A 23109-nucleotide genomic window follows, 5' to 3' on the forward strand; every position below is an offset into this window, starting at 1 on the left:
TTCGCCACGGGAATGAGTGATGCCCAAGGGGTCAGATGTAGATGACTTCCATTGTTGCGCTGCCGTCTATCAGTATTTCCTCTGTAACAGGCAGGTCCTTTTTTAACCCAAGGGATGTGTCAATCAGCACCTGTACCGCGAAGGTCGTCATTGGCAACGGCGTCACGTCTGCGCTACTTGCGTCCTTGATGGTGCGCAGCCAGCCTTGCTGCCAAACCGCATTGTAGGCATCGAGCCAAGGCCCCGCCGGCCTCACGGCTTCGATCGAGCTTCCCGGTACGCCGTCGGCGGTAGCATTGGCCATTTTAAGTTGGTACCACCCAATCTTTACATCGCCACTCGCCATGCCCAAACCAAAACGGGAAAACCCGGGGTCGCCCGAATATTGAGGAATGGCAGTACCCACACGGTTATCCGTAATCTTGACCGCCATCAACATCGGCGCATTACAGTTAACCTCCAGTTGAACAATTGCCTGTGGCAATACCATATAGCCCTGATCAGGAAATTCCTGAATCGAGATTTTCCCGTAATCCACCACGCCATTATTGGACAAGGTCGGCGTACACGCAGACGGTGTAATAATACCGGTGACCGCTAAATCGACGCTGGACGCGGCCATTACATTGGAAACACCCGCCAGCAGAAACGCGGCGGTAACAAGTGCACGGGACGGTTGCATATCAATGCTCACTTTCGGTCGTTCATCAAGCAGATAATCCGACGCGCACAGGCGCGCCGCCAATCTGTGACTTCGACTCAATTAATTAGATTATAAAGAGTGCGCCCCACCACCACAGTGACCGGAGCACCGCCACAAATTAGAAGATTAATAGCTCAAACAAAATACAAGTAATACGAAACCCCGCCGGTGCATTCTTAGTTCATAGCCGTTCGATAACTTTAACCTTCTAAGGCACCATGCCCGCCGCACGCGCATACGCGAACAAATCCACATCCGTGGAAATACACAGCCGGCTCATCGCGCTACTTTTCTGCTTACTGATCGTGGAAATACTGCGATTGACCTGTGCCGCAATCTCGCTGACCGTCATGCCGCTGGCCAACATGCGCACCACCTCGCGCTCCTTGCCGGACAATTGCGGCTCCTGGGACTGATCCCCTGTGCCAGCCTCCACCATTTGCACCCGCAAAGATTCACTGGCAAAGGTCTGGCCCGCGCAAACGGCCTTGATCGCCAAGGGCAACTCCTTGGCCGACGCACTTTTAGCCACCACTGCCTTGGCACCATGAGCGAAAGAGGCACGCAAGGTGGCAACGCTGGCGAACATGGTCACCAGAATCACTGGCAAATGCGGGTACTGGCGGTTCAACAGGCTCAACAAGCCGTAGCCATCAGCCTGCTGACCGCCCGGCATGGCGAAATCCGTGATGATCACGTCGCACGGCGTCGTACTTAACACGCCAAGCAACTGATCGGGGCCGTCGGCCTCGCCGACCACTTTGCACCTGCCATGCGCCTCAATCACGACTTTCTGCCCGATACGAACAATAGGGTGATCGTCAGCAATAATTACTCGAAGCATAAGTACCCACGAATGATGGCAACTTGAATCCGCGCAAAATACCCCCGCCAGCGCTCATCAACAACCGCTAACAAGGAGCTGTTTGCAGCCGAGCCCAATGTTCAGTAGTTCACATTTTTTTGCCTACAAAACAATAGGAAATCGCCTACAGCCAAAACGAGATTGCCGGATTGCAAATATTGTCTGCAAACAGTTGCCTTCAGACATTGGCCAGGTACTCGAGATAGACGACCAACCGCGCCAGGAACAACTCCAATTGCGTCTTCTGCGCAGCAACGCCCTCGGATTGGACCTGCTCGATCAGTCTCACGGCACCCGACTCAAGGCCCGTACCGCCCAAAAACACCAGGCTGCCAACCAAACGATGCAGACGCTCAGCGGTCAGTGAGGCGTTCAATGTCGCGCACGCATGGCGCAATACACGTTGGTCTTCCCACGCTTCGACCAACAGGGTTTCCAGCAACTGGTTGACAACCCCGTCACTGCCAAACGTGGCGAGCAAGGTGGCACGGGTGGGCCAGCTCGCAGACGGCGCAGCAGCCTCCTGCCCCCTTGGCCCGTTATCGACGCCCGGCAGCCAGCGCGCCAGCACGGCGTGCAGCTGTTCCAAGGTTAATGGCTTGAGCAGCCAGGCATCCATGCCCGCATCGCGGCACCGCTGTGGGCTGTCGTTTTGCAGGTTCGCGGTGAGGGCAATGATCGGCACTCGCCTCAGCCCGTTATCGAACTCATGCAGTCGAATGGCGCGGGCCATGCTGTAACCGTCGATAAAAGGCATCTGGCAATCGCTGATCACCATGTCGAAGGGCCGACTGACAAAGGCCACCAACCCGAGATAGCCGTCGGCGGCCAATTCGTATCCCAACCCCAGTTTTTGCAGCAACCAACCCAGTAACAGTCGGTAGGCTGAGTGGTCCTCCACCACCAGTACATTCAACTGCTGCCAGTGAAGCGCGGGGGCAGCAGGTTGCTTCGGTGTGCGGTTCGCTCCTGCGCTTGAACCTACCAGCGACCTCATCAGTACCTCTTTCGTGACTATTGATCCGGCAGCAATCCGCGGCACTGGTGCAATAGCCATTGAGGCCTAACATGCAGCAATGGTCGAAACACTCTTGCGAATGCTATCGGCCAAAAACAAATAACCTTTTGAGTTAATTAAAGCCCATACAACAACTACGAAAAGCACCCGCGCATCCGCTTCTCCAACTCGATCTTGTTTGCGCCAGGCCAATGTCGTAATAGTTGTATTTCCCCCCTGCCCCCGCCTGGCTAAATTGTGCCCACCCCAAAAGAGGGACGGCTTGCCACTCCCTGGCAACGACCAAATAAACAACGAGACCGCTGCTCGGCCGTCCACCCGCACGGGATCGGAGGTGCCCCTGCACGCCTCTCTATCTGCCAGCTTGCAATGGAACAATTAAAATGAAGGCCCCTGTATCCCTGTTAAGCAGCGCCCTGCTGCTCGCCATGCTTTCACCGGCGTTTGCCGCCAGCAGCGTCGACCTGAGCGTCAAAGGGTTGATCACACCCAGCGCCTGTACCCCGACCCTCAGCCAGGGCGGCGTTGCCGACTATGGAAAGCTCGCGGCCAGAGACCTGCAAGAAAACCAACCTACGCCCTTGCCGAGCACCACGCTGCAACTGAACGTGAGCTGTGAAGCCGCCACGCTGTTTGCATTCAACGGCGTCGATAACCGCCCGGGTTCGTCCACCAGTATCGACGGCTCAGCCTATGGCCTGGGGTTCATCAATGATACGCAGCGGCTTGGCAGCTTCATGATCATTCTCACCAACTATCTGGCAGACAGCCTGCCGGTGACCAAGCTGGTATCGAGGAACAACGGCGCCAGTTGGATGGAGAACAGTGAGGACGCTATTTGGCTGCCCGGCTGGCTCGCCGCCTTCGGCAACAATTCAAGTGGCACTTGGGCACCCATCGCAATCACGACACTGAACAGCGACCTGAGGATCCACCCCTACATCGCTCCCTCCAGTGACCTGACCCTGACCCAGGAACAGCCGATCGACGGCTCAGCCACCCTGGAATTGCGCTACCTGTAAGCCACCGACTTGACTGCTGTGCTCACGAGGCCCCTGCTCCCATGAAAAGATTCACGCCCACCGCCCTAACCCTTCTGCTAGCCGCCTGTGCCCCCGGCGTATTTGCTGCCAGCAGCACCGACTTGAGCGTTACCGGGGTTATCACCCCCAGCGCCTGCTCACCCAGCTTTTCGAGCGGCGGAGTCATTGACCACGGAAAAATAGCGGCCAAGGATTTGAACCCGGACCGCTGGAATGTACTTGAAAATCGCACGCTGCAACTGGCGATCAACTGCGATGCGCCAACCCTGCTGGCCCTGCGAAGCATCGATAACCAGAGCAGTAGCTCCTACGACCCAGCGAACAGTTATGGCTTGGGAATGGTCAGCGGCAAAAAATTGGGCGATTACGTGCTGGTATTCAGCAACCCAATCGCCGACGGCGCGGCAATCTCCGTGCTTGAGTCTCGTGATAACGGCATCACTTGGCGGGAAAATTACCCGTCAGACATCTGGCCAGTCTCTTACCTCGCCTCGTTTGGCGACCAATCCACCGGCAGTTGGGCGCCCACCCCAATCAAGCAGGTCACGGCAGACATCCGCATCGAAACCATGATCGCCCCCACCGCCGGGATGGACCTGACCAATGAGACCCCCATCAACGGCTCCGCCACCGTTGAAGTGAGATACCTGTAAACCACCGCTCACCCACAGGATGTGACCCATGGCTAGATCCCTTACCACCCTCGCCGCAGCATTGATGCTGACCGGTGCCGGCCCTGTATGGGCCGCCAGCGACACGGACTTGAGCGTCAGCGGCATTATCACGCCGGCCTCGTGTACGCCCACCTTGTCCGACGGCGGCGTCGTCGACCACGGCAAGCTGACCGCCAGGGACTTGAACCCGGACAAACCCACCAGCCTGCAAGTGGGCGAAATGAGCCTGCAGGTGCAGTGTGAGGGGCCGACGTTTTTCACGCTGAGCACCGTGGACAGTCGCGCCGGCAGCGCTGCGCTTAACCCGGCGCACCACGGGCTGGGCATGGTCAACGATGACCAGAAACTCGGCAACGTGGCATTCGGGCTGTTCGACCCACTGGCCGACAACGTGCCGGCGCAGGCCATTTTGTCACGTGATGGCGGCGCCACTTGGTCCCCTTCTGCCTACCTGGGCCACTCCGCCTTGACCTCATTCGCCCCGCCGAGCGGCCCCTACGCGCCGATGGCGCTGCAAACCTTGAGCGCTCGCCTGCGAGCGTTCACCACGATTGTGCCCGCCAGCGACCTGACGTTGCTCGACGAGGTGCCAATCGACGGCCTGGCCGTGATGCAACTCAAGTACTGGTAAGCCCTTCTTCTCGTATCCCCATTCAGGAGCCACACCATGAACAGCGCCTTTAAATCCCTTACTGCCGCCGCACTGCTGCTTGGCAGTGCCAATGTGTTTGCCGCATCCAGCGTCGACCTGACGGTCAAGGGCCTGATTACCCCGAGCGCCTGCACGCCGGCACTGTCCGGCGGCGGGACAATCGACTACGGCAAGATTTCAGCTAAGGATCTGAACGCCGATCAGTCTACCGATTTGCCCATGCAAACCCTGCAATTCACCGTCACCTGTGACGCCGCAACCCTGGTAGCCATGGAAGCCAAAGACAACCGCGAAGGGTCTGATTCGAACAACGATTCCATGGAGTTTGGCCTGGGCCTGATCAACGGCACGGAGAAACTCGGTGGCATGCAGCTAAGACTGGTGAGTTCGGTTGCCGATGGTGTACCGGTCAGCACTGTCGGTTCCTACGACGATGGGAAAACCTGGGGCTACGAACTCGCTCTGATGCGCGGCAACCTTATCGCACCAGCCGTGGCTGGCGTTAATGCGCCGATCCCGGTCCAGGCATGGAACGCGGACCTGAGGGTGCAGCCCTTTATTGCCAAAACCAGCGGGCTGACCCTCACCAACGAAGTCGCCATCGACGGCTCGGTGACCCTCACCGTGCGCTACTTGTAATTGCATCCGACTTGAGCAAAGGCAGGCCTTCGCGCCTGCCCTTGTCAGGCACACAACCGATGAATACCAGGTAACCGGTCTCCCCATGACGCACACTTCTTCACGCCTTCTTGCCATGCTTTACCTGCTCGGCGCCAGCTCGCTGACGCTGGCGGCGTCCAGCACTGAACTGAACGTCACTGGCCTGGTCACCCCCAGTGCCTGCACCACGACGTTGTCGGCCAGCGGCATTGTCGATCACGGCAGAGTGCCCGCTCGCAGCCTGAACCAGTACGAGTTCACCTCCCTGCCGACTCAAGAACTGGACCTGAACGTGAGCTGCAACGAATCAGTGCTGTTCGTACTGGTGGGTGTGGACAACCGCGCCAACTCATCCCTCGGGCCAGGGTTTTATTACGGGCTGGGCACCAATACCCATGTACCCACCGAGCGGTTGGGCACCGTTTCCCTGGCCTTTCGCGAAGCCATGGGTGATGGCCAGCGCGTACTGGTGCTGGCTTCCAGCAACAAAGGGGAGACCTGGTTCCCCGAATCCAATGCGTTCCCGAACAACTACATGGGGTTCGCTCATCCAGGGACGCTGGTGCCGGAGCCTCATCGCTTGGTGAATGCCACCCTGCAAATCAACACGTCCATCAACGCTGCGGCCTATTTGACGCTCGATCAGGAAGTGCCGCTGGACGGTTCCATCGTGCTTGACCTGAGGTATTTGTGACCATGACTGCGCAGCCCTTTTTCACCCGTGCCTTCACCTTCACCCGCATCACCGGTATCTACCTCGGTGCGTTGATACTGGCGATCGGAGTTCCTGAGTGGGTACTGGCCGATGGCATGGTGCCCGACACCTCGGTGGTGATCGTCAACGAAGCTGACGGCGAAGCCTCGGTGACCGTGACCAACACTGACGACAAGCTGGCGCTGCTGCACGTGACCCTTGAGGACATTCCCGAAGACGCGGCAACCCTGTTGTTTGTAACCCCGCCGTTGGCCAGGGTTGAACCGGGCAAGAGCCAGCTCATTCGTTTCATCCTGCAATCGCCTGAACCCTTGACCACCCAACGCTTGAAACGGGTGATCTTCGAAGGCATGCCCCAAGGCCGCGCGACGGCTCAGGCCGGGCACGCACAGGTGGGCGTGACGGTGCGCCAGAACCTGCCGGTGATCCTGCACCCCAAGGGCCTGGCGCCCAATCGTACGCCCTGGACCGGGTTGGAGTGGCGCTTGAAACGCGACCAATTGAGTGTGCACAACCCGAGCCCTTATGTGGTGCGCCTGGCTCAGGAACTGCAACTGCTGCCCGGTAGCGGTTCGGCCTTGTTGCCGCGCACCTATGTGCTGCCGGGTGAAACCCTGAACGTGGCGGTTACCGGCACAGGCGCCGGGGCAAACCGCGTGAAACTGCAACCGGCCACGGTGTACGGCTTTGCCGTGGCGCCTTACGAAGCATCGATCACCCTGTAAAAACCATCACCCTATAAAAAAGAGTGGCTTGCCAAAGCCACCCAACACTGAGTACCACCCTGTGAGCACAGCAATAACTGATCGCGACGGCAGAGCCGTGCCCGACGTTTCACCCTACCGGGCACGCAGAATACTGACCAGCCTGGCGCTGACCCTGGGCGGCGCACTGCCGTGCACGGCCACGCTGGCGAGCGAGCCTCTAATCGCAGATTCCTTCGACGCCCAGACGCTCTCCAGACGCGGCATCGACCCCGAACTGGCCAAGCTACTGCTGCAAGCCCCACGTTTTGCGGCAGGCCGACACGCCGTCAACCTCAGCGTCAACGGCCAGCGCCGTGGCCGGGTAGACGTGGAATTCGACCGCCAGGGCAGCTTGTGTTTCAGCCGTGCCCTGCTGGACGCCGGCAACCTGAACGTGCCCGATGACGATGGGACCACGACCTGCCATCGTTTTATCGAACGCTACCCGCAAACCGTGATCGAGCAAGACCCGGCGGGCCTGGGCCTGAGCCTGGTGGTGTCAACCGATGCGCTGCGTCCCGCCCAGCAGGATATTTCCGGCTACCAGACCGGCGGCAAAGCCTTGTTGCTCAACTACGACTTGACCGGCCTCTACAACGAGTTCGGCGACACCACCAGCCGCTTCGGTTCAGCCAACACCGAAGTCGGCTTCAACGCCGGCGACTGGATCGTGCGCAGCCGGCAGGTCAAGACCTGGCAAGACAGCCGCTCGCGCACGACCCACCTGGACGCTTACGCCCAACGCACCTTCGCCGAGCAACAGGCTGTGCTGCAAGCCGGGCAAATCAGCCTCTACAACCCAGTGCTGGCCGGCACACAAATTACCGGCGCCCAGGTGCTGACCGAAACCGCGCTGCAAGACCAGAACCAAGGCGCGACCATCACCGGTATAGCCAACAGCCCGGCCCAGGTGGAAATCCGTCAGAACGGCGCGTTGATCCACTCCACCGTGGTACCAGCCGGGCCGTTTGCCCTCAGCGATGTACGCCGCTTGAACAGCCGCTCGGATGTAGAAGTCACCGTCAAGGAAACCACTGGCGAAGAACGCCGCTTTACCGTACCCGCCGCCATGCTCGGCCTCGGCCTGCCGGCGCCGGGCTATTCGGTGGCGGCCGGGCGCGTGCGGCAAATCGGCGACAGCGATGGCCGCGAACCCTGGGTGGTCAGCGCGGGCTGGAGTGGCCCATTGCACCCACAAGTCAGCGTCAGCGCCGGCGCACTGATGGCGGATGCCTACCGCTCAGCAGGCGCAAGCCTGGGATGGCTGCCCTGGATAGACAGCCAACTGCAGTTTTCCGCGCAGGCGGCACAAGCCAGCCCCAAGCGCGAGGGCACAGAACGCGGCATACAAACCGACCTGTCCTGGTCCCAGCGCTTGAGCGACAGTTGGTCGGTAAGCACCGCGGGTTCCTGGCGTTCCCAGGGCTACCGCGACCTTGAGGATTCAACCTACGTCGGCAATAGCGATGATCAACAGCGTACGCGCTACCGCGATCAGCAAAGCTTGACCGCCTCCTGGACACACCCGGCATTGGGTGCATTCAGCACGGGCGTGTCGCGCACGGCGTCGTACAACGGTGAAAGCAGCAGCCGCGCGCTGGCGTCCTGGGGCACCAGTTTTGGCCGGGTGTCGGTGTCGGCCAGTGCCGAGTGGCAGGTGGGCGGGCGCCAGCAGAACGACGACAGCATTTACCTGAATATCAGTGTGCCCCTGGGTGAAAGCCGCCGCGGTCGTGCCTGGGTGCGTAACACCGGTGGCGAGCATCGCCTCGGCATGGGTGTGAGTGAGCAACTCAACGATCAACTGAGCTACCGAGTCGGCGTGGAACGCGACAGCCGCGACCGCGAAGTGGAGTCGTCGCTCGGCGTGTCGGCGCTGCCGTGGTACAGCCAGCTGGACTTCAATTACACCCGCAGCGACGACGAGCGCGCCAGCTATCAAGGCGGCGCACGTGGTGGCGTGGTGTTGCATGAGGACGGCGTGACCTTCTCGCCGTACCCGGTGCGCGACACCTTTGCGCTGGTGTCGGTGGGTGAAATGGCGGGGGTCAAGGTCAGCACCCCAAGCGGCCCGGTATGGACCGATTGGCAGGGCCAGGCAGTGGTGTCGCAACTCAGCGCCTACGGCCGCAGCCCGGTGGAAGTGCAACCGCGCTCGCTGCCGCGCAACGCCGATATCCACAACGGCCTGGCCGTGATCGCCGCCGGGCGCGGTGCGGTCGACAAGGTGCAATTCGGTGTAGCCCTCACCCGTCGGGCGTTGCTCAACGTGACCACCGACAACGGCCAGCCATTGCCTCGAGGCGCAACGGTGAGCACCGTCGATGGCGAGTTCATCACCTTGGTGCAGGAAGGCAGCCAGGTGTTCCTGCCCGATGTGCTCGAACAGCGCGCCCTGTGGGTCAAGCCAGCCGGGCAGCCACGTTGCCGCCTGAGCTTTGAACTGCCGAAAAACGCCGATCCCGATGTGTATTTTGAAACCGCACCGGCCCGGTGCAGCCAGCCATGAGGAGTTTCACCATGGGCCAGAAATACCTGTTGTGCCTCTTGGGTGTTGTGCTGCTGAACAGCACAGCCTGGGGCGCCGAAGAATGCCAGCTGAACCTGAGCCAGACGCAGTTGGACTTCGGCCTGATGAACCGCGCCGTGGCGTTGGCCCCGGCGCCCGAGCGGCTGTTGGGCGAACGACGTTTGAGCCTGACGCTGAATTGCCCGCAGCCCATCGACATGAGCGTGTTTTATCGCGGGCTGGGCGCGGGGCAGGAGCGCTTTCGTTTCACCGAAAGGGGCAGCTATGGCCTGCGCGTCAGCGGTGCAGTGCTGGACGGCCAAGCAGTGGAGTTGGGTTTGATTGCAGGCCAGGGACAACCGCCGTCCGCCGTCAGCAGCCAACTTTCCTGGCAACCCGGCCACGGGATCGTGCCGATGCGCGCAGGCGTCGCGTTGGCCGGGCGCAGCCTGTCTTTACAAATCGATGCCAGCGCCTGGGCCAGCGAGGACGCCGCAAAAGTGCGCGATGCCGTGACCTGGGACGCCGCCGGGTTGTTCGACGCCCTGGCCGCCGGGCGCTCGCGAGAACTGCGCCTGCAAGCGCACTTTGCCCCGGCCGCCTGTACGCCCACGCTGTCCAACGGTGGCCATGTGGAGCTGGGCAAGCTGTCGGTCAGCGACTTGAACCTGGATAAAGACACCGTCCTGACGCCACGCGCTTTGTCTCTGAGTGTGACCTGCGATGGGCCAACCGCCTTCGCCGTGCGCATGCAAGACAACCGCGAGGGCTCGGCCACTGGCATCAGCGCTGGCAACACCTATGGACTGGGCCTGGACAACCGCCAACAGAAAATCGGCCGCTATCGCCTGTTGTTCGACCCGGCGCACATCACTGCCGACAGTTTCGCCCAGGTCTTCCACACCGACTCCGCCACCGGCGGGCTGCCTTGGAGCAGCGCCAGCAGCGGCGTCGTTGCGGTCGACGCCAATCGCTACCTCGGTTTCAGCGCGACGTCCGGCAGCACCAGCGGCCCAGGCGCCATTCAGAACCTTAACGCCACACTGAACCTGGAAGCGGTTATCGCGCCGCTGGGTTCGTTGGACTTAAGCAGCGAGGTGCGCCTGGATGGTTCGGGCACCCTCGAAATTCACTACTTGTAGGTGCACAGCATGAAAAAGCTACTGATTTCTACGCTCACCTTTGCCTCGCTGGCCAGCCTGCCCGCAGCCCAGGCCGCCTCCACCGCCGAGCTGACGGTCGGCGGGCTGATCACCCCCATGGCCTGTACTCCGGTGCTGTCCGCCGGTGGGCTGATCGACTTTGGCAAGATCTCCCAGAAGGACCTCAACCAGGCCACGGGTACGCGCTTGCCACTGAAGTCGCTGACCCTGACTGTCAGTTGCAACGCTCCCGGCCGCTTCGCGCTGCGTATGCGCGACAACCGCGACGGCACCGCCCACGTCAACAGCGAGATCTTTTACGGGTTAGGGCTGGACAGTGCGGGCAACAAGCTGGGGGTGTATTCGGTGAATTTTGACCCCACCCAGACCGTGGCCGATGCCTTGCCAGTGGTCTACGGCACCGAATCCACCACCGGCGGTATGGCCTGGCGCACCTCCAACAGTAACGCCATCGACATCGGTTCCCGGAGCCTGCTGGGCTTTACCGAGGTGGTGGGCAGCACTGCCGGGCCGTCGGCGATACAGACCCTGACCAGCACCCTGACCCTGGAAGCCGTCATCAACGCCAAGCAGAACCTGGACCTGAGTGTGGAGACACCCATGGATGGTTCCGCCACGCTTGAAGTGGTCTACCTGTAACCACACTTTCCCCTCACCACATGAGCCGTCCATGACCAAGTTTATCAACCCACTGATCGCCACCCTGATGCTGACGGGCGCAGGCCAAGTGCTTGCCGCGTCCAGCATCGACCTGAACGTCACGGGCCTGATCACCCCAAGCGCCTGCAACCCCAGCCTGTCCAATGGCGGCCTGTATGATGTGGGCAAAATTGCCGCCAAGGACTTGAACACCGACCAGCCGACCCCATTGCCGGTGCATAACCTGCAACTGGCGATTACCTGCGAGGCGCCGACACTGCTGGCGCTGGAACCCAGGGATAACCGGCCTGGTTCCGCCTATGGTGATGGGCAGACAACCCGTTTCGGCCTGGGGCTGATTGATGCCGATAAAAAGCTCGGCTATCTCCAATTGCATCTGGCGTCGATCTTGGCCGATGGCGCGCAAATGTATCCCATCGCTTCGGCCGACTCCTCGACCTGGGCGCCGACAAGCCTACTGTCGCACGCCTTCTTCACGTCGTTCAGCGCCGACCCTACGGCGCTGAACCCGGCGCCGATCCAACGGTTGACCGCGCAGGTACGCATCTCGCCCACCATCGCCCCGGCTAACACGCTGCCATTGGCTGACGAAGCCGCCATCGACGGCTCCGTGACGCTGACCATGAAGTACCTGTGACCATCGAGTACTTGCAGAGCTAGACTTTTTCGCTGCTGACACCCACATACAGGGCACGCCCGGCGCCCAGGCCGGCGATGATCGCGCCCAGGCCGATCAGCGCGAAGATCCAGCCCGTCGCGCCCCAGCCGCCCGTCCAGTCATGTACCAGGCCGACGGCAAACGGGCCCATGGAGGCCAGGGTGTAACCGATGCCTTGGGCCATGCTCGACAGGTTCGCGGCCACATGGGAATCACGCGAACGCAGCACGATCAACGTCAGTGCCAGGCTGAAGGTGCCGCCCTGCCCCAGGCCCAGCAGAATCGCCCAGCCCCACAACCCATCGAGCGGTGCATACAGGCAACCGAACAGGCCGCCGAGGGTCAGCAGCATCACCACGACAATGGCCAGGCGCTGGTCTTTGCCACGGGTGGCCAGCCACGGTGCGGCGAGCGAACTGGCCAACTGAACGATCACCGAGCCGGACAACACCAGCCCGGCCTGCGTCGCCGTGAGGCCTCGGCCGATCAGAATGGAGGGCAACCAACCGAACACGATATAGGCCAGGGATGACTGCAGGCCCATGTACAAGGTTACCTGCCACGCCAGCGGGTCACGCAGCAAACCTTTCACGCGATAGGCAGCCTGGTGGGCACCGTGCTTTTGCCCGACTTGCGGTAACCAGAACAAGGCTGCCACCAGCGCAGGCAGAATCCAGAAACCCAGGCCGATGCTCCAGCTGTCGCCAAAATACTTGCTCAGCGGCACTGTCGCGCCGGCAGCCAATGCGGCTCCCAGGCACAGCGCCATGGTGTATACGCCGGTCATGGTGCCGGCCTGCTTGGCGAAGTCGCGTTTGACGATACCTGGCAGCAACACGCCGATGATGCCGATACTCGCACCGGCAATCAGGCTGCCGGCGAACAGGCCGACCTCACCGAATGAACTGCGCAGAATGATCCCGGCTGCCAGTGTCAGCAAGATCCCCAGCACCACCCGCTCGGCGCCAAACCGTCGCGCCAGAATCGGCGCCATGGGTGCGAACAGCCCCAGGCACAGCACCGGCAAGGTGGTCAGCAAACCCGCTTTAGCGGCCGACAAGCCCAGGCTGCCGGAGACTTCAGCCAGCAGCGGCGACATGCTCGACAGTGCCGGGCGCAAGTTCAGTGCCACCAGAATCAGGCCCAGCAATAACAGCCACGGCCGCGCGACAACCGGCGGGGTGTGCTGCACCACATCGTCATCGGCTTCGGCGTCGATCAACAGCTCTTCGAGTTCAGTCGTACGTTTGGCTTCAAGGTTCATTGATCAACTGCCGGCAGAGGGATTTGGCGCGGTCCGCGTCCTGGCGTTCGACGGCTTCGAGCAGGGCTGTATGCAGATCGAAAACGGCCTGGCGACGCGGTGAGATGTTCAACGTCTGGCGTAGTTGGGCGCCGACGATGCTGGAGAAATACTGGTACAGCTCGCTCAGGGCCGGGTTACGCGCCGCATCCACCAAACGTGTGTGGAACACCAAGTCGGCGCTGATATAGGCCTCCAAGTCACCGTGGTATAGCTCGGCGCTGACCTTAAGCGCTTCACGCAGCCCTTTGAGGTCTTCCTCGGTACGGCGCAGCGCCGCCAGGCCGATGGCCTCCACTTCGAGAATCTGCCGCGTCTCCTGCGCTTGCTCGAGCGTGCAGTGGGACAACGCGCGCATCGTGCCCAGTGGGTCGGTCATCGAGCGCAGGTAACTGCCATCGCCCTGGCGGATTTCAATCAAACCCGAGAACGCCAACACGCGCATGGCCTCACGCATGGTATTGCGGCTGATGCCCAGTTCGGCGGATAGCTCAGGCTCGGTGGGCAGGCGCTCACCGATGGCCCATTTGCCTTCGGCAATACGCCAGCGCAGTTGCTCCAACGCTTGATCGACCAGGGAGCGTTTGATCAGTGGGGCGATATCTGTCATGGGTTTTGCACTTTCGTCCAATCATAGGATGAATTTTCCCACAGCCTATTCGGACTTGCCTACAAAGGCAACGCACTAGTGTCCCGAGGCAGCAAACGGAGCAGTATTTTCGATTGGTAATATTACCCTTTTAGGGTAATTATTGGACTCAGGTGTCTTATGGAAAAGTACACACCTCATTACGATCTGGCGGTGATCAAGGCGGATGTCAGGCGACTGGGTGCAAAGACATTAACCCGTGCAGCCAAGGAGGCGGGAAAGAATCTCGACCTCGACATCAGCGAGATGCAAGCGGTCGTTTTCAAACTACAAAACAGGATGTTGTACAAGTCGATGACCACCTATGCGGATCACCGCGTGTGGCAGGACGTCTACCACATCCATTCACACGGTCTGGAGATTTACATCAAGGTCACTTACTGCTCCGGCAGCAACCCACCGGTGATCTCCTTCAAAGGGATGAACTTATGAAAACCCAACATTGCTTTATCTGCGGCGCACCCGACGCCATGGTGCGCTTTGAGGGCCGCAGTGAGACCCTGCGCATCAAAGGCCTGGAGCGACGTATTGATGATCTTTCAGGCTGGGAGTGCCAACTGTGCGAGGACGGCATGTATGACCCTGACGGCTCCGAGCGCCATGCCAAAGCAGGTGATGAGTTGCTTCACGCCGCCCGGCGGATGGTCGGTGCCGAACTCAAGCGTATCCGCCGCAAACTGCAGCTCACGCAAAAAGAAACCGTGGAACGGCTGTCCGGTGGCGGGCACAACGCATTTTCACGCTACGAACGCGGCGAAATAACGCCACCCAAACCGTTGATGGTGCTGATGCGCCTGTTGGACCGTTACCCACACTTGCTCGCCGACGCCAAAGAACTGGCCGAAGGCGCAGACCTGCGCAACGCCTTCACCTGCACCGTCAACCACGAAAAACAAGAAGCACTCAAGGCCTCCTGAACAGGCAAAAATAAACCCGGCACCAGGCCGGGTTTATTGTTTCAAGCTTCGATCAATGCAAAATCTGGCTCAAGAACAACTTGGTCCGATCATTCTGCGGGTTGTCGAAGAAGTCATTCGGCGCCGCCTGCTCCACGATCTCGCCCTTGTCCATGAAGATCACGCGGTTGGCCACGGTGCGCGCAAAGCCCATTTCGTGGGTAACGCACAACATGGTCATGCCGTCTTCGGCCAGGCCGATCATGGTGTCCAACACCTCTTTGACCATTTCCGGGTCGAGTGCCGAGGTCGGCTCGTCGAACAGCATGATTTTAGGCTTCATGCACAAGGCACGGGCGATCGCCACACGCTGTTGCTGACCGCCGGACAATTGCCCCGGAAACTTGTGCGCCTGTTCTGGAATACGCACGCGCTCCAGGTAGTGCATGGCAATTTCTTCGGCCTTACGCTTGGGCATCTTGCGCACCCACATCGGCGCCAGCGTGCAGTTCTGCAGGATGGTCAGGTGCGGGAACAGGTTGAAGTGCTGAAACACCATGCCGACTTCACGGCGGATCGCTTCGATCTGCTTGAGGTCGTTGGTCAGCTCCACGCCATCGACCACAATGCGGCCCTGCTGGTGCTCTTCCAGGCGGTTGAGGCAGCGGATGGTGGTGGACTTGCCCGAACCCGACGGGCCGCACAGCACGATACGCTCGCCCTGCTTGACGTTGAGGTTGATGTCTTTCAACACGTGGAACTGGCCGTACCACTTGTTGACGCCCTGCATCTGGATAATGCCTTCAGGGCTCACAGGCTGTTTGATTGCTTCGCTCATAACAACAACTCCTAACGCTTGTGGCCAGTGTCGAGCTTGTGTTCCAAATGAATGGAATAGCGCGACATACCAAAACAGAAAATCCAGAACACCAGGGCGGCGAACACGTAGCCTTCAGTGGCCATGCCCAACCATTTAGGGTCGGCAGCGGCTTGCTTGACGCTGTTGAGCAGGTCGAACAGGCCGATGATGATCACCAGGCTGGTGTCCTTGAACAGCGCGATAAACGTGTTGACGATGCCGGGGATTACCAGCTTCAGGGCTTGCGGCAGAATCACCAGGCCCATGCTGCGCCAGTAACCCAGGCCCATCGCCGCGGCCGCTTCGTACTGACCTTTGGGAATTGCCTGCAAGCCACCGCGCACCACTTCAGCCACGTAGGCCGACTGGAACAGGATCACACCGATCAATGCACGCAGCAGCTTGTCGATGCCCATGCCTTCGGGCAGGAACAGCGGCAGCATCACCGAGGACATAAACAGCACGGTGATCAACGGCACGCCGCGCCAGAACTCGATGAAGGTCACGCAGACCACCCGAATCGCCGGCATGTTCGAGCGTCGCCCCAGCGCCAGCACAATGCCCAATGGCAAGGCGCCAGCGATACCGACGGTGGCGATCACCAGGGTCAGCATCAAGCCGCCCCATTGGCTGGTAGCCACGTTGGTCAGGCCCAGAACCCCACCGTGCAGCAGGCAGTAGGCGATGATCGGGTACAGCACCAGGAAACCCAGGCCATAGACCGCCTTGCGTTGAAACCGCGAGATGAACAACGGCGCCACGCCAACGATAGCCAGCCACACGGTCAGGTCCACGCGCCAGCGCAAGTCGCCGGGGTAGTAGCCATACATGAACTGCCCGAAGCGCTGTTGGATAAACACCCAGCAAGCGCCCTCTTTGGTGCAATCGGCGCGCGTGGTCCCGACCCAGTTGGCGTCAAGGATGGCCCAGTGCAGGATGGGCGGCACGATCAGGTAAATCAGGTAGAACGCCAACAGCGTCAGCAAGGTGTTGAGCCAGCTGGAAAACAGGTTGGCGCGCATCCAGGCCATCGGTCCGAAGACTTTGTTCGGCGGCGGCATATCGGGTTTGAAAGTATGCGAACTCATGTGCGTTTCCTCACCGCTCGATCAGCGCAATGCGCTTGTTGTACCAGTTCATCAGCAGGGAAATGCTGATGCTGATCGCCAGGTACACGCTCATGGTGATGGCAATGACTTCGATGGCCTGGCCGGTCTGGTTGAGCACCGTGCCGGCAAACAGCGAAACCATTTCCGGGTAACCGATACCCGCGGCCAACGACGAGTTTTTCGCCAGGTTCAGGTATTGGCTGGTCAGCGGCGGAATGATCACCCGTAGGGCTTGCGGGATGATGACCTTGCGCAGCGTTGGCCCAGGGCGCAGGCCCAGGGAACGTGCGGCTTCGGTCTGGCCGTGGCTGACGGACTTGATGCCAGAGCGAACGATCTCGGCAATAAACGCCGCCGTGTACACAGTCAGCGCCAGGGTCAGCGCCAGCAGTTCAGGGATCAGTACCCAGCCGCCGACAAAGTTGAAGCCTTGCAGCTTGGGCATTTCCCAGTGCAGCGGTGCGCCGAAAACCAAGGCACACAATGCCGGGATCGCAATGAGCAGCGCCAGGCCCGCCCAGAACTTGTGGAACGGTACGCCGGTGGCCTCAAAGCGCTTGTTGGCCCAGCGTGCCATCAGCACGATTGCCAGAATGGCAACCACCACACTGACCACAAATGGCCAGAACCCATCGGCAGCAATCGCCGCCGGCATGTTCAAGCCACGGCTGCTGACGAAGAAAGTGTCACCGAAATTATGGCTGTTGCGCGGCCCCGGCATGGTCAGGAATACCGCGAAGTACCAGAACAGGATTTGCAGCAGCGGCGGAATGTTGCGGAACACTTCCACATACACCGTCGCCAGCTTGTTGATCATCCAGTTGGGCGACAAGCGCGCCACGCCAATGATGAAGCCCAGGATGGTCGCCAGGACCACACCGATCACAGTCACCAGCAAAGTGTTAAGCAGCCCGATTACAAAGACGCGGGCATAGCTGTCCGATTCGGTGTAGTCGATCAGATGCTGAGCGATGCCGAAGCCGGCACTGCGCTCAAGAAAGTCGAAACCCGAGGTGATACCCCGGTGTTGCAGGTTGGTCTGGGTGTTATTGAACAAGTACCAGCCCAGCGCGACCACCGCCACAATCGTGATGATCTGGAAGAGCCACGCACGCACTTTGGGATCGCTGAAGCTGAGCTTCTGCTTGGGTGCGCCGATTTGATTTTGCATGAAGTGCCCCGGAAAGAATGGAACAGAACATCACCCGGTGGTTGGCCCACCGGGTGATAGAACCATCAGCGATCAGCGCACAGGTGGTGCGTATTGAATGCCACCGTTAGTCCACAGTGCGTTCAGGCCACGGTCGATTTCCAGTGGGGTGCTCTTGCCCAGGTTGCGCTCGAACACTTCACCGTAGTTACCGACCTGCTTGACGATCTGTACAACCCAATCTTTTTTCACTTTCAGGTCTTTGCCGTATTCGCCGTCAGAACCGAGCAGACGAGCAACGTCCGGGTTCTTGGTGGACTTGGCTTCAGCTTCAACGTTTTTCGAGGTGATGCCGGCTTCTTCAGCGTTGAGCATGGCGTAGCCAACCCAGCGCACGATGGCCAGCCACTCGTCGTCGCCGTTACGCACGACTGGGCCCAGTGGTTCTTTGGAGATGGTTTCCGGCAGAACTACGTAGTCCTTCGGCGAAGCCAGTTTGCTGCGCTGTGCGTAGAGCTGGGATTTGTCCGAGGTCAGCACGTCGCAACGACCGGATTCCAGCGACTTGGCGCTTTCATCGGAGGTGTCGAAGGTGATCGGGGTGTACTTGAGGTTGTTGGCGCGGAAGTAGTCGGAAACGTTCAGCTCAGTGGTGGTACCGGCCTGGATGCAGATGGTTGCACCGTCCAGTTCCTTGGCGCTTTTAACGCCCAGCTTGTTGTTCACCAGGAAGCCAACACCGTCGTAGTAGGTGATGAAGCCTGGGAATTTCAGGCCCATGCCCGCATCGCGCGAACTGGTCATGGTGGTGTTGCGCGACAGTACGTCGACTTCGCCGGACTGCAGCGCGGTGAAACGCTCCTTGGCGTTCAACTGGCTGAATTTGACCTTGGTTGCGTCACCGAACACGGCAGCGGCCACAGCGCGGCAAACGTCAGCGTCGATCCCGAGGATCTTGCCGCTGGCATCCGGCACCGAGAAACCCGGCAAGCCATCACTCACGCCACATTGCACAAAGCCTTTCTTCTGCACGGCGTCCAGGGTGGCGCCAGCTTGGGCAAAACCACTGACACCCAATACAGCGGCCGCGGAAACGATGGCCAGGGTGGATTTCAATACCTTCATTCAAACCTCCAGTTGCTCTTGTTGTGTCGGAGCTAGAACCCCAGCGCACCCTTATGAGGCGATATCGACCCGTGTTGGCTTTTTTTGGGGTCAAGCGGCATGAGGTTTTCGCGGTAATTCCAGTTGCTATCCCACAAGCGGCAGTCACTGATAGTGTTACCGTCACAAGATAGTTCTGACATCGACCTACACATAGCAAGGCGCGTACCAGAGTGGTGGCTGAGCCGTTTCAGCCCATGGTCAATAGCAAAACATTCAACGTTGCGACATTCTCTTAACAGATCAACCCGTCGCGCACCGTTCCGACGCACCCAATCGGAGCGCACGCACATATATGGAGCAGATATGACCGAACCCTTGATTCTTCAGCCCGCCAAGCCCGCAGACGCCTGCGTTATCTGGTTGCATGGCCTGGGTGCCGATCGCTACGATTTTTTGCCGGTGGCCGAAGCGTTGCAGGAAAGCCTGCTGAGCACCCGCTTCGTTTTGCCCCAGGCACCGACACGCCCGGTAACCATTAATGGCGGTTACGAGATGCCGAGTTGGTACGACATCAAGGCGATGAGCCCGGCCCGATCGATCAGCCTGGAAGAGTTGGAAGAATCTTCCAGCATGGTCACCGACTTGATCGAAGCGCAGAAGAGAACCGGAATAGACGCTTCGCGAATTTTCCTCGCGGGTTTTTCCCAAGGCGGCGCCGTGGTTTTCCATACCGCGTTCCTTAAATGGCAGGGACCGCTGGGTGGCGTGATCGCCCTCTCGACTTATGCTCCGACCTTCGGCGATGAGCTGGAGTTGTCCGCCAGCCAGCAGCGCATTCCAACGCTGTGCCTGCACGGCCAATACGACGACGTGGTGCAGAACGCCATGGGCCGCAGCGCCTACGAGCACTTGAACAGCCGTGGTGTCACCGTGACATGGCAGGAATACCCAATGGGTCACGAAGTGTTACCCGAAGAGATTCGCGATATCGGCGCCTGGCTGGCCGCTCGCCTGGGCTGACACCCCCGTTTATGTAGCCGTATGACAGACGCACTACGCCGCGCCCGTTTCTTGCATTACACTGGCCGGCGTACATTCCTTAACCAATTAATGAGATCACCGTGCTCAAAGCACTTAAGAAGATGTTCGGCAAAAGCGAGGCGGAGCCGCTCGCGCCAGTTCCCAGTGCTCCTGTGCCCTCCTCCGGCAGCCGCAATGACGGCCAACAGCCCGGCCGGACCGCACCTGCCGCACAGCCGCAGAAGCCAAAGGTGACCCCGCCCGAACAGGCCCAACCTGTCGAGGCAACCCCCGCGCCGGCGCCGAAAGCGCCCCGTCGTGAACGTGCACCGAAGCCGCCCGTGACCCCGTGGAAACTCGAAGACTTCGTGGTTGAACCCCAGGAAGGCAAGACCCGCTTCCATGACTTCAAACTGGCCCCGGAACTGATGCATGCCATCCAGGACCTGGGCTTCCCGTACTGCACGCCGATCCAGGCGCAGGTGCTGGGCTTCACCCTCGCCGGCAAAGACGCCATTGGCCGCGCGCAGACCGGTACCGGCAAGACCGCCGCGTTCCTGATCTCGATCATCACCCAGTTGCTGCAAACGCCGCCGCCCAAAGAACGCTACATGGGTGAGCCGCGCGCACTGATCATCGCCCCGACCCGCGAGCTGGTGGTGCAGATCGCCAAGGACGCCGCCGACCTGACCAAGTACACCGGCCTCAACGTCATGACGTTTGTGGGTGGCATGGACTTCGACAAACAGCTCAAGCACCTCGAAGCGCGTCACTGCGACATCCTGGTGGCCACGCCGGGCCGCTTGCTCGACTTCAACCAGCGCGGCGACGTGCATTTGGACATGGTTGAAGTGATGGTGCTGGACGAAGCCGACCGCATGCTCGACATGGGCTTTATCCCGCAAGTACGCCAGATCATTCGCCAGACCCCGCCGAAAAACGAGCGCCAGACCCTGCTGTTCTCCGCGACCTTCACCGAAGACGTGATGAACCTCGCCAAGCAGTGGACCACCGACCCGTCCATCGTCGAAATCGAAGCGCTGAACGTTGCCAGCGAAAACGTTGAGCAACACATCTATGCCGTGGCCGGGGCCGACAAGTACAAGCTGCTTTACAACCTGATCAATGACAACGGTTGGGAGCGCGTGATGGTGTTCGCCAACCGCAAGGACGAAGTGCGCCGCATCGAAGAACGCCTGGTGCGTGATGGCGTCAACGCCGCGCAACTGTCTGGCGATGTGCCGCAGCACAAGCGTATCAAGACCCTGGAAGGTTTCCGCGAAGGCAAGATCCGCGTGCTGGTGGCCACCGACGTGGCCGGGCGCGGCATTCACATCGACGGCATCAGCCACGTGATCAACTTCACGTTGCCGGAAGTGCCGGACGACTACGTGCACCGCATTGGCCGTACTGGCCGTGCCGGGGCGGCGGGTGTGTCGATCAGTTTTGCGGGCGAGGATGATTCGTATCAGTTGCCGTCGATCGAGACGTTGCTGGGGCGCAAGATCAGCTGCGAGACGCCGCCGACGCACCTGCTGCGGGCTGTAGAGCGCAAACGCCCTTAAAATGTGGGAGCGGGCTTGCTCGCGAATGCGGTGAATCAGTCAGTACATCTTTAACTGACAGACCGCATTCGCGAGCAAGCCCGCTCCCACATTTGGATCTCTATCGATCTTTAGCAGGTGTTTACTTCCAGCGATCCGCCGCCGCGTGATCACTGCCGCGCCCTTCCACCCAGCGTGGCCCCTCGGGTGTGTTCTCTTTCTTCCAGAACGGCGCCCGCGTCTTCAAGTAATCCATCACAAACGCACAGGCATCGAACGCCGCCTGGCGATGGGCGCTGGCCGCCGCGACAAACACGATAGGCTCGCCCGGCTCCAGCGCGCCAATGCGGTGCAGCACTTCAAGCTTGAGCAACGGCCAGCGCTGCTCGGCCTCCACGGTGATCTTGGCCAGGGCTTTTTCGGTCATGCCGGGGTAGTGTTCAAGAAACATCCCGGACACATCGCGGCCCTCATTGAAGTCGCGTACATAGCCGACAAAACTCACCACCGCGCCCACGCCGACATTGGCGGCGTGCATGGCGTTGACCTCTGCGCCGGGGTCAAATGCCTCGGCCTGTACGCGAATGGCCATGCTCAGCCTCCGGTCACGGGCGGGAAAAACGCCACTTCGTCACCGGCTTGCACCGGCTCGTCGAGGCCGCACAGCTCCTCGTTACGCGCACACATCAGGCTGCTCTCGTTGAGCACCGCAAACTCAGGGTCTGCCGCCAAGGCCAGGCGCACCGCATCGACGGTAGCGAACTCGCCCTCCATCTCCAGCGAGTCAAAGCCTGTCGCTTCGGCGTAACGCGCAAAAAACAATACGTTGATGCTCATGCCTGGTCCGCCTTGAAATGCCCGCTTTTGCCGCCAAGCTTTTCCAGCAGGCGAATACTTTCGATGGTCATGCCACGGTCCACGGCTTTGCACATGTCGTAGATCGTCAGCGCGGCGACACTGGCGGCGGTCAGCGCTTCCATCTCTACGCCAGTCTGGCCGCTGAGTTTGCAGCGCGCGAGGATATGCACAGCGTCCACACCGTCGGCGCGCAGTTCAACCTTGACGCCGGTCAGCATCAGCGGATGGCACAGCGGGATCAGGTCACTGGTTTTTTTCGCCGCCTGGATCCCGGCGATGCGGGCCACGGCAAACACGTCGCCCTTGGGGTGAGCGCCGTCGACAATCATTTTCAGGGTTTCGGGCAGCATGCGCACCCGCGCTTCGGCCACCGCTTCACGAAACGTCACGGCTTTGTCAGTGACGTCGACCATGTGGGCGCGACCTTGGGAATCGAGATGAGTCAGCACAGGGATACTCCTGATCAGGAGCGGCAATTGTAAACCTGTGAGTCAATTTTGCGCAGGGCTGTTTATCCTTGAAGAAGAACATCTGTGGCGAGGGAGCTT

Annotated in this window: 26 protein-coding genes; 14 read left to right on the top strand and 12 right to left on the bottom strand. The window is 60.3% G+C overall.

The features are described 5' to 3' along the window. Nucleotides 1–31 precede the first annotated feature (31 nt). The 3 genes from P5706_RS27335 to P5706_RS27345 form a co-directional block, all read right to left on the bottom strand. Entirely contained in the window at nt 32–745 is a 714-nt protein-coding gene (locus tag P5706_RS27335) for a DUF1120 domain-containing protein (protein WP_285683239.1), read from the bottom strand. A 166-nt stretch (nt 746–911) separates the two neighbouring features. Next, nucleotides 912–1547, bottom strand: a complete 636-nt coding sequence (locus P5706_RS27340) for a response regulator (protein ID WP_200430890.1) — start codon at nt 1545–1547, stop codon at nt 912–914. A gap of 199 nt (nt 1548–1746) precedes the next feature. Further along, nucleotides 1747–2565, bottom strand: a complete 819-nt coding sequence (locus P5706_RS27345) for a response regulator (protein WP_285683240.1) — start codon at nt 2563–2565, stop codon at nt 1747–1749. Nucleotides 2566–2969: 404 nt separating this feature from the next. Between P5706_RS27345 and P5706_RS27350 the strand changes: the two genes are divergently transcribed. The 10 genes from P5706_RS27350 to P5706_RS27395 all read left to right on the top strand — a co-directional run bounded on the left by P5706_RS27350 (nt 2970) and on the right by P5706_RS27395 (nt 12045). After that, entirely contained in the window at nt 2970–3608 is a 639-nt protein-coding gene (locus P5706_RS27350; RefSeq protein ID WP_285683242.1) for a DUF1120 domain-containing protein, read from the top strand. A gap of 41 nt (nt 3609–3649) precedes the next feature. Next, nucleotides 3650–4282 carry a DUF1120 domain-containing protein gene (locus P5706_RS27355; protein ID WP_285683244.1) on the top strand — a complete coding sequence of 211 codons (633 nt, stop codon included), beginning with the start codon at nt 3650–3652 and terminating at the stop codon, nt 4280–4282. Nucleotides 4283–4310: 28 nt separating this feature from the next. Next, nucleotides 4311–4934, top strand: a complete 624-nt coding sequence (locus tag P5706_RS27360; RefSeq protein ID WP_200430886.1) for a DUF1120 domain-containing protein — start codon at nt 4311–4313, stop codon at nt 4932–4934. Between the two features lie 36 nt (nt 4935–4970). After that, entirely contained in the window at nt 4971–5594 is a 624-nt protein-coding gene (locus P5706_RS27365) for a DUF1120 domain-containing protein (protein WP_200430885.1), read from the top strand. Nucleotides 5595–5679: 85 nt separating this feature from the next. Further along, the gene (locus tag P5706_RS27370) at nt 5680–6309 is read left to right on the top strand and encodes a DUF1120 domain-containing protein (RefSeq protein ID WP_200430884.1); all 630 of its coding nucleotides are present in this window, start codon (nt 5680–5682) and stop codon (nt 6307–6309) included. Between the two features lie 2 nt (nt 6310–6311). Continuing rightward, complete coding sequence (locus tag P5706_RS27375) at nt 6312–7055, top strand: fimbria/pilus chaperone family protein (RefSeq protein ID WP_200430883.1); 744 nt, start codon at nt 6312–6314, stop codon at nt 7053–7055. Between the two features lie 61 nt (nt 7056–7116). Further along, the gene (locus P5706_RS27380) at nt 7117–9585 is read left to right on the top strand and encodes a fimbria/pilus outer membrane usher protein (RefSeq protein WP_285683248.1); all 2469 of its coding nucleotides are present in this window, start codon (nt 7117–7119) and stop codon (nt 9583–9585) included. Between the two features lie 11 nt (nt 9586–9596). Beyond that, nucleotides 9597–10727, top strand: a complete 1131-nt coding sequence (locus P5706_RS27385) for a DUF1120 domain-containing protein (RefSeq protein ID WP_200430881.1) — start codon at nt 9597–9599, stop codon at nt 10725–10727. A gap of 9 nt (nt 10728–10736) precedes the next feature. Then, nucleotides 10737–11387 carry a DUF1120 domain-containing protein gene (locus tag P5706_RS27390; RefSeq protein ID WP_285683251.1) on the top strand — a complete coding sequence of 217 codons (651 nt, stop codon included), beginning with the start codon at nt 10737–10739 and terminating at the stop codon, nt 11385–11387. Between the two features lie 31 nt (nt 11388–11418). After that, nucleotides 11419–12045, top strand: coding sequence for a DUF1120 domain-containing protein (locus tag P5706_RS27395; RefSeq protein ID WP_285683253.1), 627 nt, complete (start codon nt 11419–11421; stop codon nt 12043–12045). A 19-nt stretch (nt 12046–12064) separates the two neighbouring features. On the opposite strand, the gene P5706_RS27400 is transcribed toward P5706_RS27395, so the two are convergent. After that, a complete protein-coding gene (locus P5706_RS27400) occupies nt 12065–13330 on the bottom strand; it encodes a CynX/NimT family MFS transporter (protein ID WP_285683255.1) in 1266 nt (421 codons plus the stop codon). After that, nucleotides 13320–13979: a FadR/GntR family transcriptional regulator gene (locus P5706_RS27405; RefSeq protein WP_200430877.1), complete on the bottom strand. Its 660-nt coding sequence runs from the start codon at nt 13977–13979 to the stop codon at nt 13320–13322. The genes P5706_RS27400 and P5706_RS27405 overlap by 11 nt, the downstream gene beginning before the upstream one ends. Nucleotides 13980–14138: 159 nt before the next feature. Here P5706_RS27405 and P5706_RS27410 point away from each other — a divergent pair, with 159 nt between their 5' ends. Both P5706_RS27410 and P5706_RS27415 read left to right on the top strand, forming a co-directional pair. After that, on the top strand, nt 14139–14450 hold the full coding sequence (locus tag P5706_RS27410) for a type II toxin-antitoxin system MqsR family toxin (protein ID WP_285683258.1): 312 nt from the start codon (nt 14139–14141) through the stop codon (nt 14448–14450). After that, nucleotides 14447–14935 carry a type II toxin-antitoxin system MqsA family antitoxin gene (locus P5706_RS27415; protein WP_285683260.1) on the top strand — a complete coding sequence of 163 codons (489 nt, stop codon included), beginning with the start codon at nt 14447–14449 and terminating at the stop codon, nt 14933–14935. The genes P5706_RS27410 and P5706_RS27415 overlap by 4 nt, the downstream gene beginning before the upstream one ends. A 52-nt stretch (nt 14936–14987) precedes the next feature. On the opposite strand, the gene P5706_RS27420 is transcribed toward P5706_RS27415, so the two are convergent. The 4 genes from P5706_RS27420 to P5706_RS27435 form a co-directional block, all read right to left on the bottom strand. Then, nucleotides 14988–15752 (bottom strand): amino acid ABC transporter ATP-binding protein, encoded by a 765-nt coding sequence (locus P5706_RS27420; RefSeq protein WP_003171943.1) that lies wholly within the window; start codon nt 15750–15752, stop codon nt 14988–14990. A gap of 11 nt (nt 15753–15763) precedes the next feature. After that, nucleotides 15764–16861: an amino acid ABC transporter permease gene (locus P5706_RS27425; protein ID WP_017135200.1), complete on the bottom strand. Its 1098-nt coding sequence runs from the start codon at nt 16859–16861 to the stop codon at nt 15764–15766. Between the two features lie 10 nt (nt 16862–16871). Beyond that, entirely contained in the window at nt 16872–18053 is a 1182-nt protein-coding gene (locus P5706_RS27430; protein WP_285683263.1) for an amino acid ABC transporter permease, read from the bottom strand. Nucleotides 18054–18125: 72 nt separating this feature from the next. Beyond that, entirely contained in the window at nt 18126–19157 is a 1032-nt protein-coding gene (locus P5706_RS27435) for an amino acid ABC transporter substrate-binding protein (protein ID WP_017135202.1), read from the bottom strand. Between the two features lie 345 nt (nt 19158–19502). Here P5706_RS27435 and P5706_RS27440 point away from each other — a divergent pair, with 345 nt between their 5' ends. Next, a complete protein-coding gene (locus P5706_RS27440; protein WP_200430874.1) occupies nt 19503–20159 on the top strand; it encodes an alpha/beta hydrolase in 657 nt (218 codons plus the stop codon). A 101-nt stretch (nt 20160–20260) separates the two neighbouring features. After that, complete coding sequence (gene rhlB, locus P5706_RS27445; RefSeq protein WP_425540560.1) at nt 20261–21724, top strand: ATP-dependent RNA helicase RhlB; 1464 nt, start codon at nt 20261–20263, stop codon at nt 21722–21724. Between the two features lie 121 nt (nt 21725–21845). Here the strand turns inward: rhlB and moaE are convergent, their stop codons facing one another. From moaE to moaC, 3 genes are read right to left on the bottom strand one after another with little or no spacing between them, the layout of a single operon-like run. Continuing rightward, nucleotides 21846–22295 carry a molybdopterin synthase catalytic subunit MoaE gene (gene moaE / locus P5706_RS27450; protein ID WP_285683265.1) on the bottom strand — a complete coding sequence of 150 codons (450 nt, stop codon included), beginning with the start codon at nt 22293–22295 and terminating at the stop codon, nt 21846–21848. Between the two features lie 2 nt (nt 22296–22297). Next, nucleotides 22298–22540, bottom strand: coding sequence for a molybdopterin converting factor subunit 1 (gene moaD / locus P5706_RS27455; protein ID WP_065912578.1), 243 nt, complete (start codon nt 22538–22540; stop codon nt 22298–22300). Next, nucleotides 22537–23010: a cyclic pyranopterin monophosphate synthase MoaC gene (moaC, locus tag P5706_RS27460; RefSeq protein WP_017135207.1), complete on the bottom strand. Its 474-nt coding sequence runs from the start codon at nt 23008–23010 to the stop codon at nt 22537–22539. The genes moaD and moaC overlap by 4 nt, the downstream gene beginning before the upstream one ends. Between the last annotated feature and the right edge of the window lie 99 nt (nt 23011–23109).

Source organism: Pseudomonas sp. ChxA, assembly GCF_030263855.1.
Lineage (GTDB): Bacteria > Pseudomonadota > Gammaproteobacteria > Pseudomonadales > Pseudomonadaceae > Aquipseudomonas > Aquipseudomonas fluorescens_CB.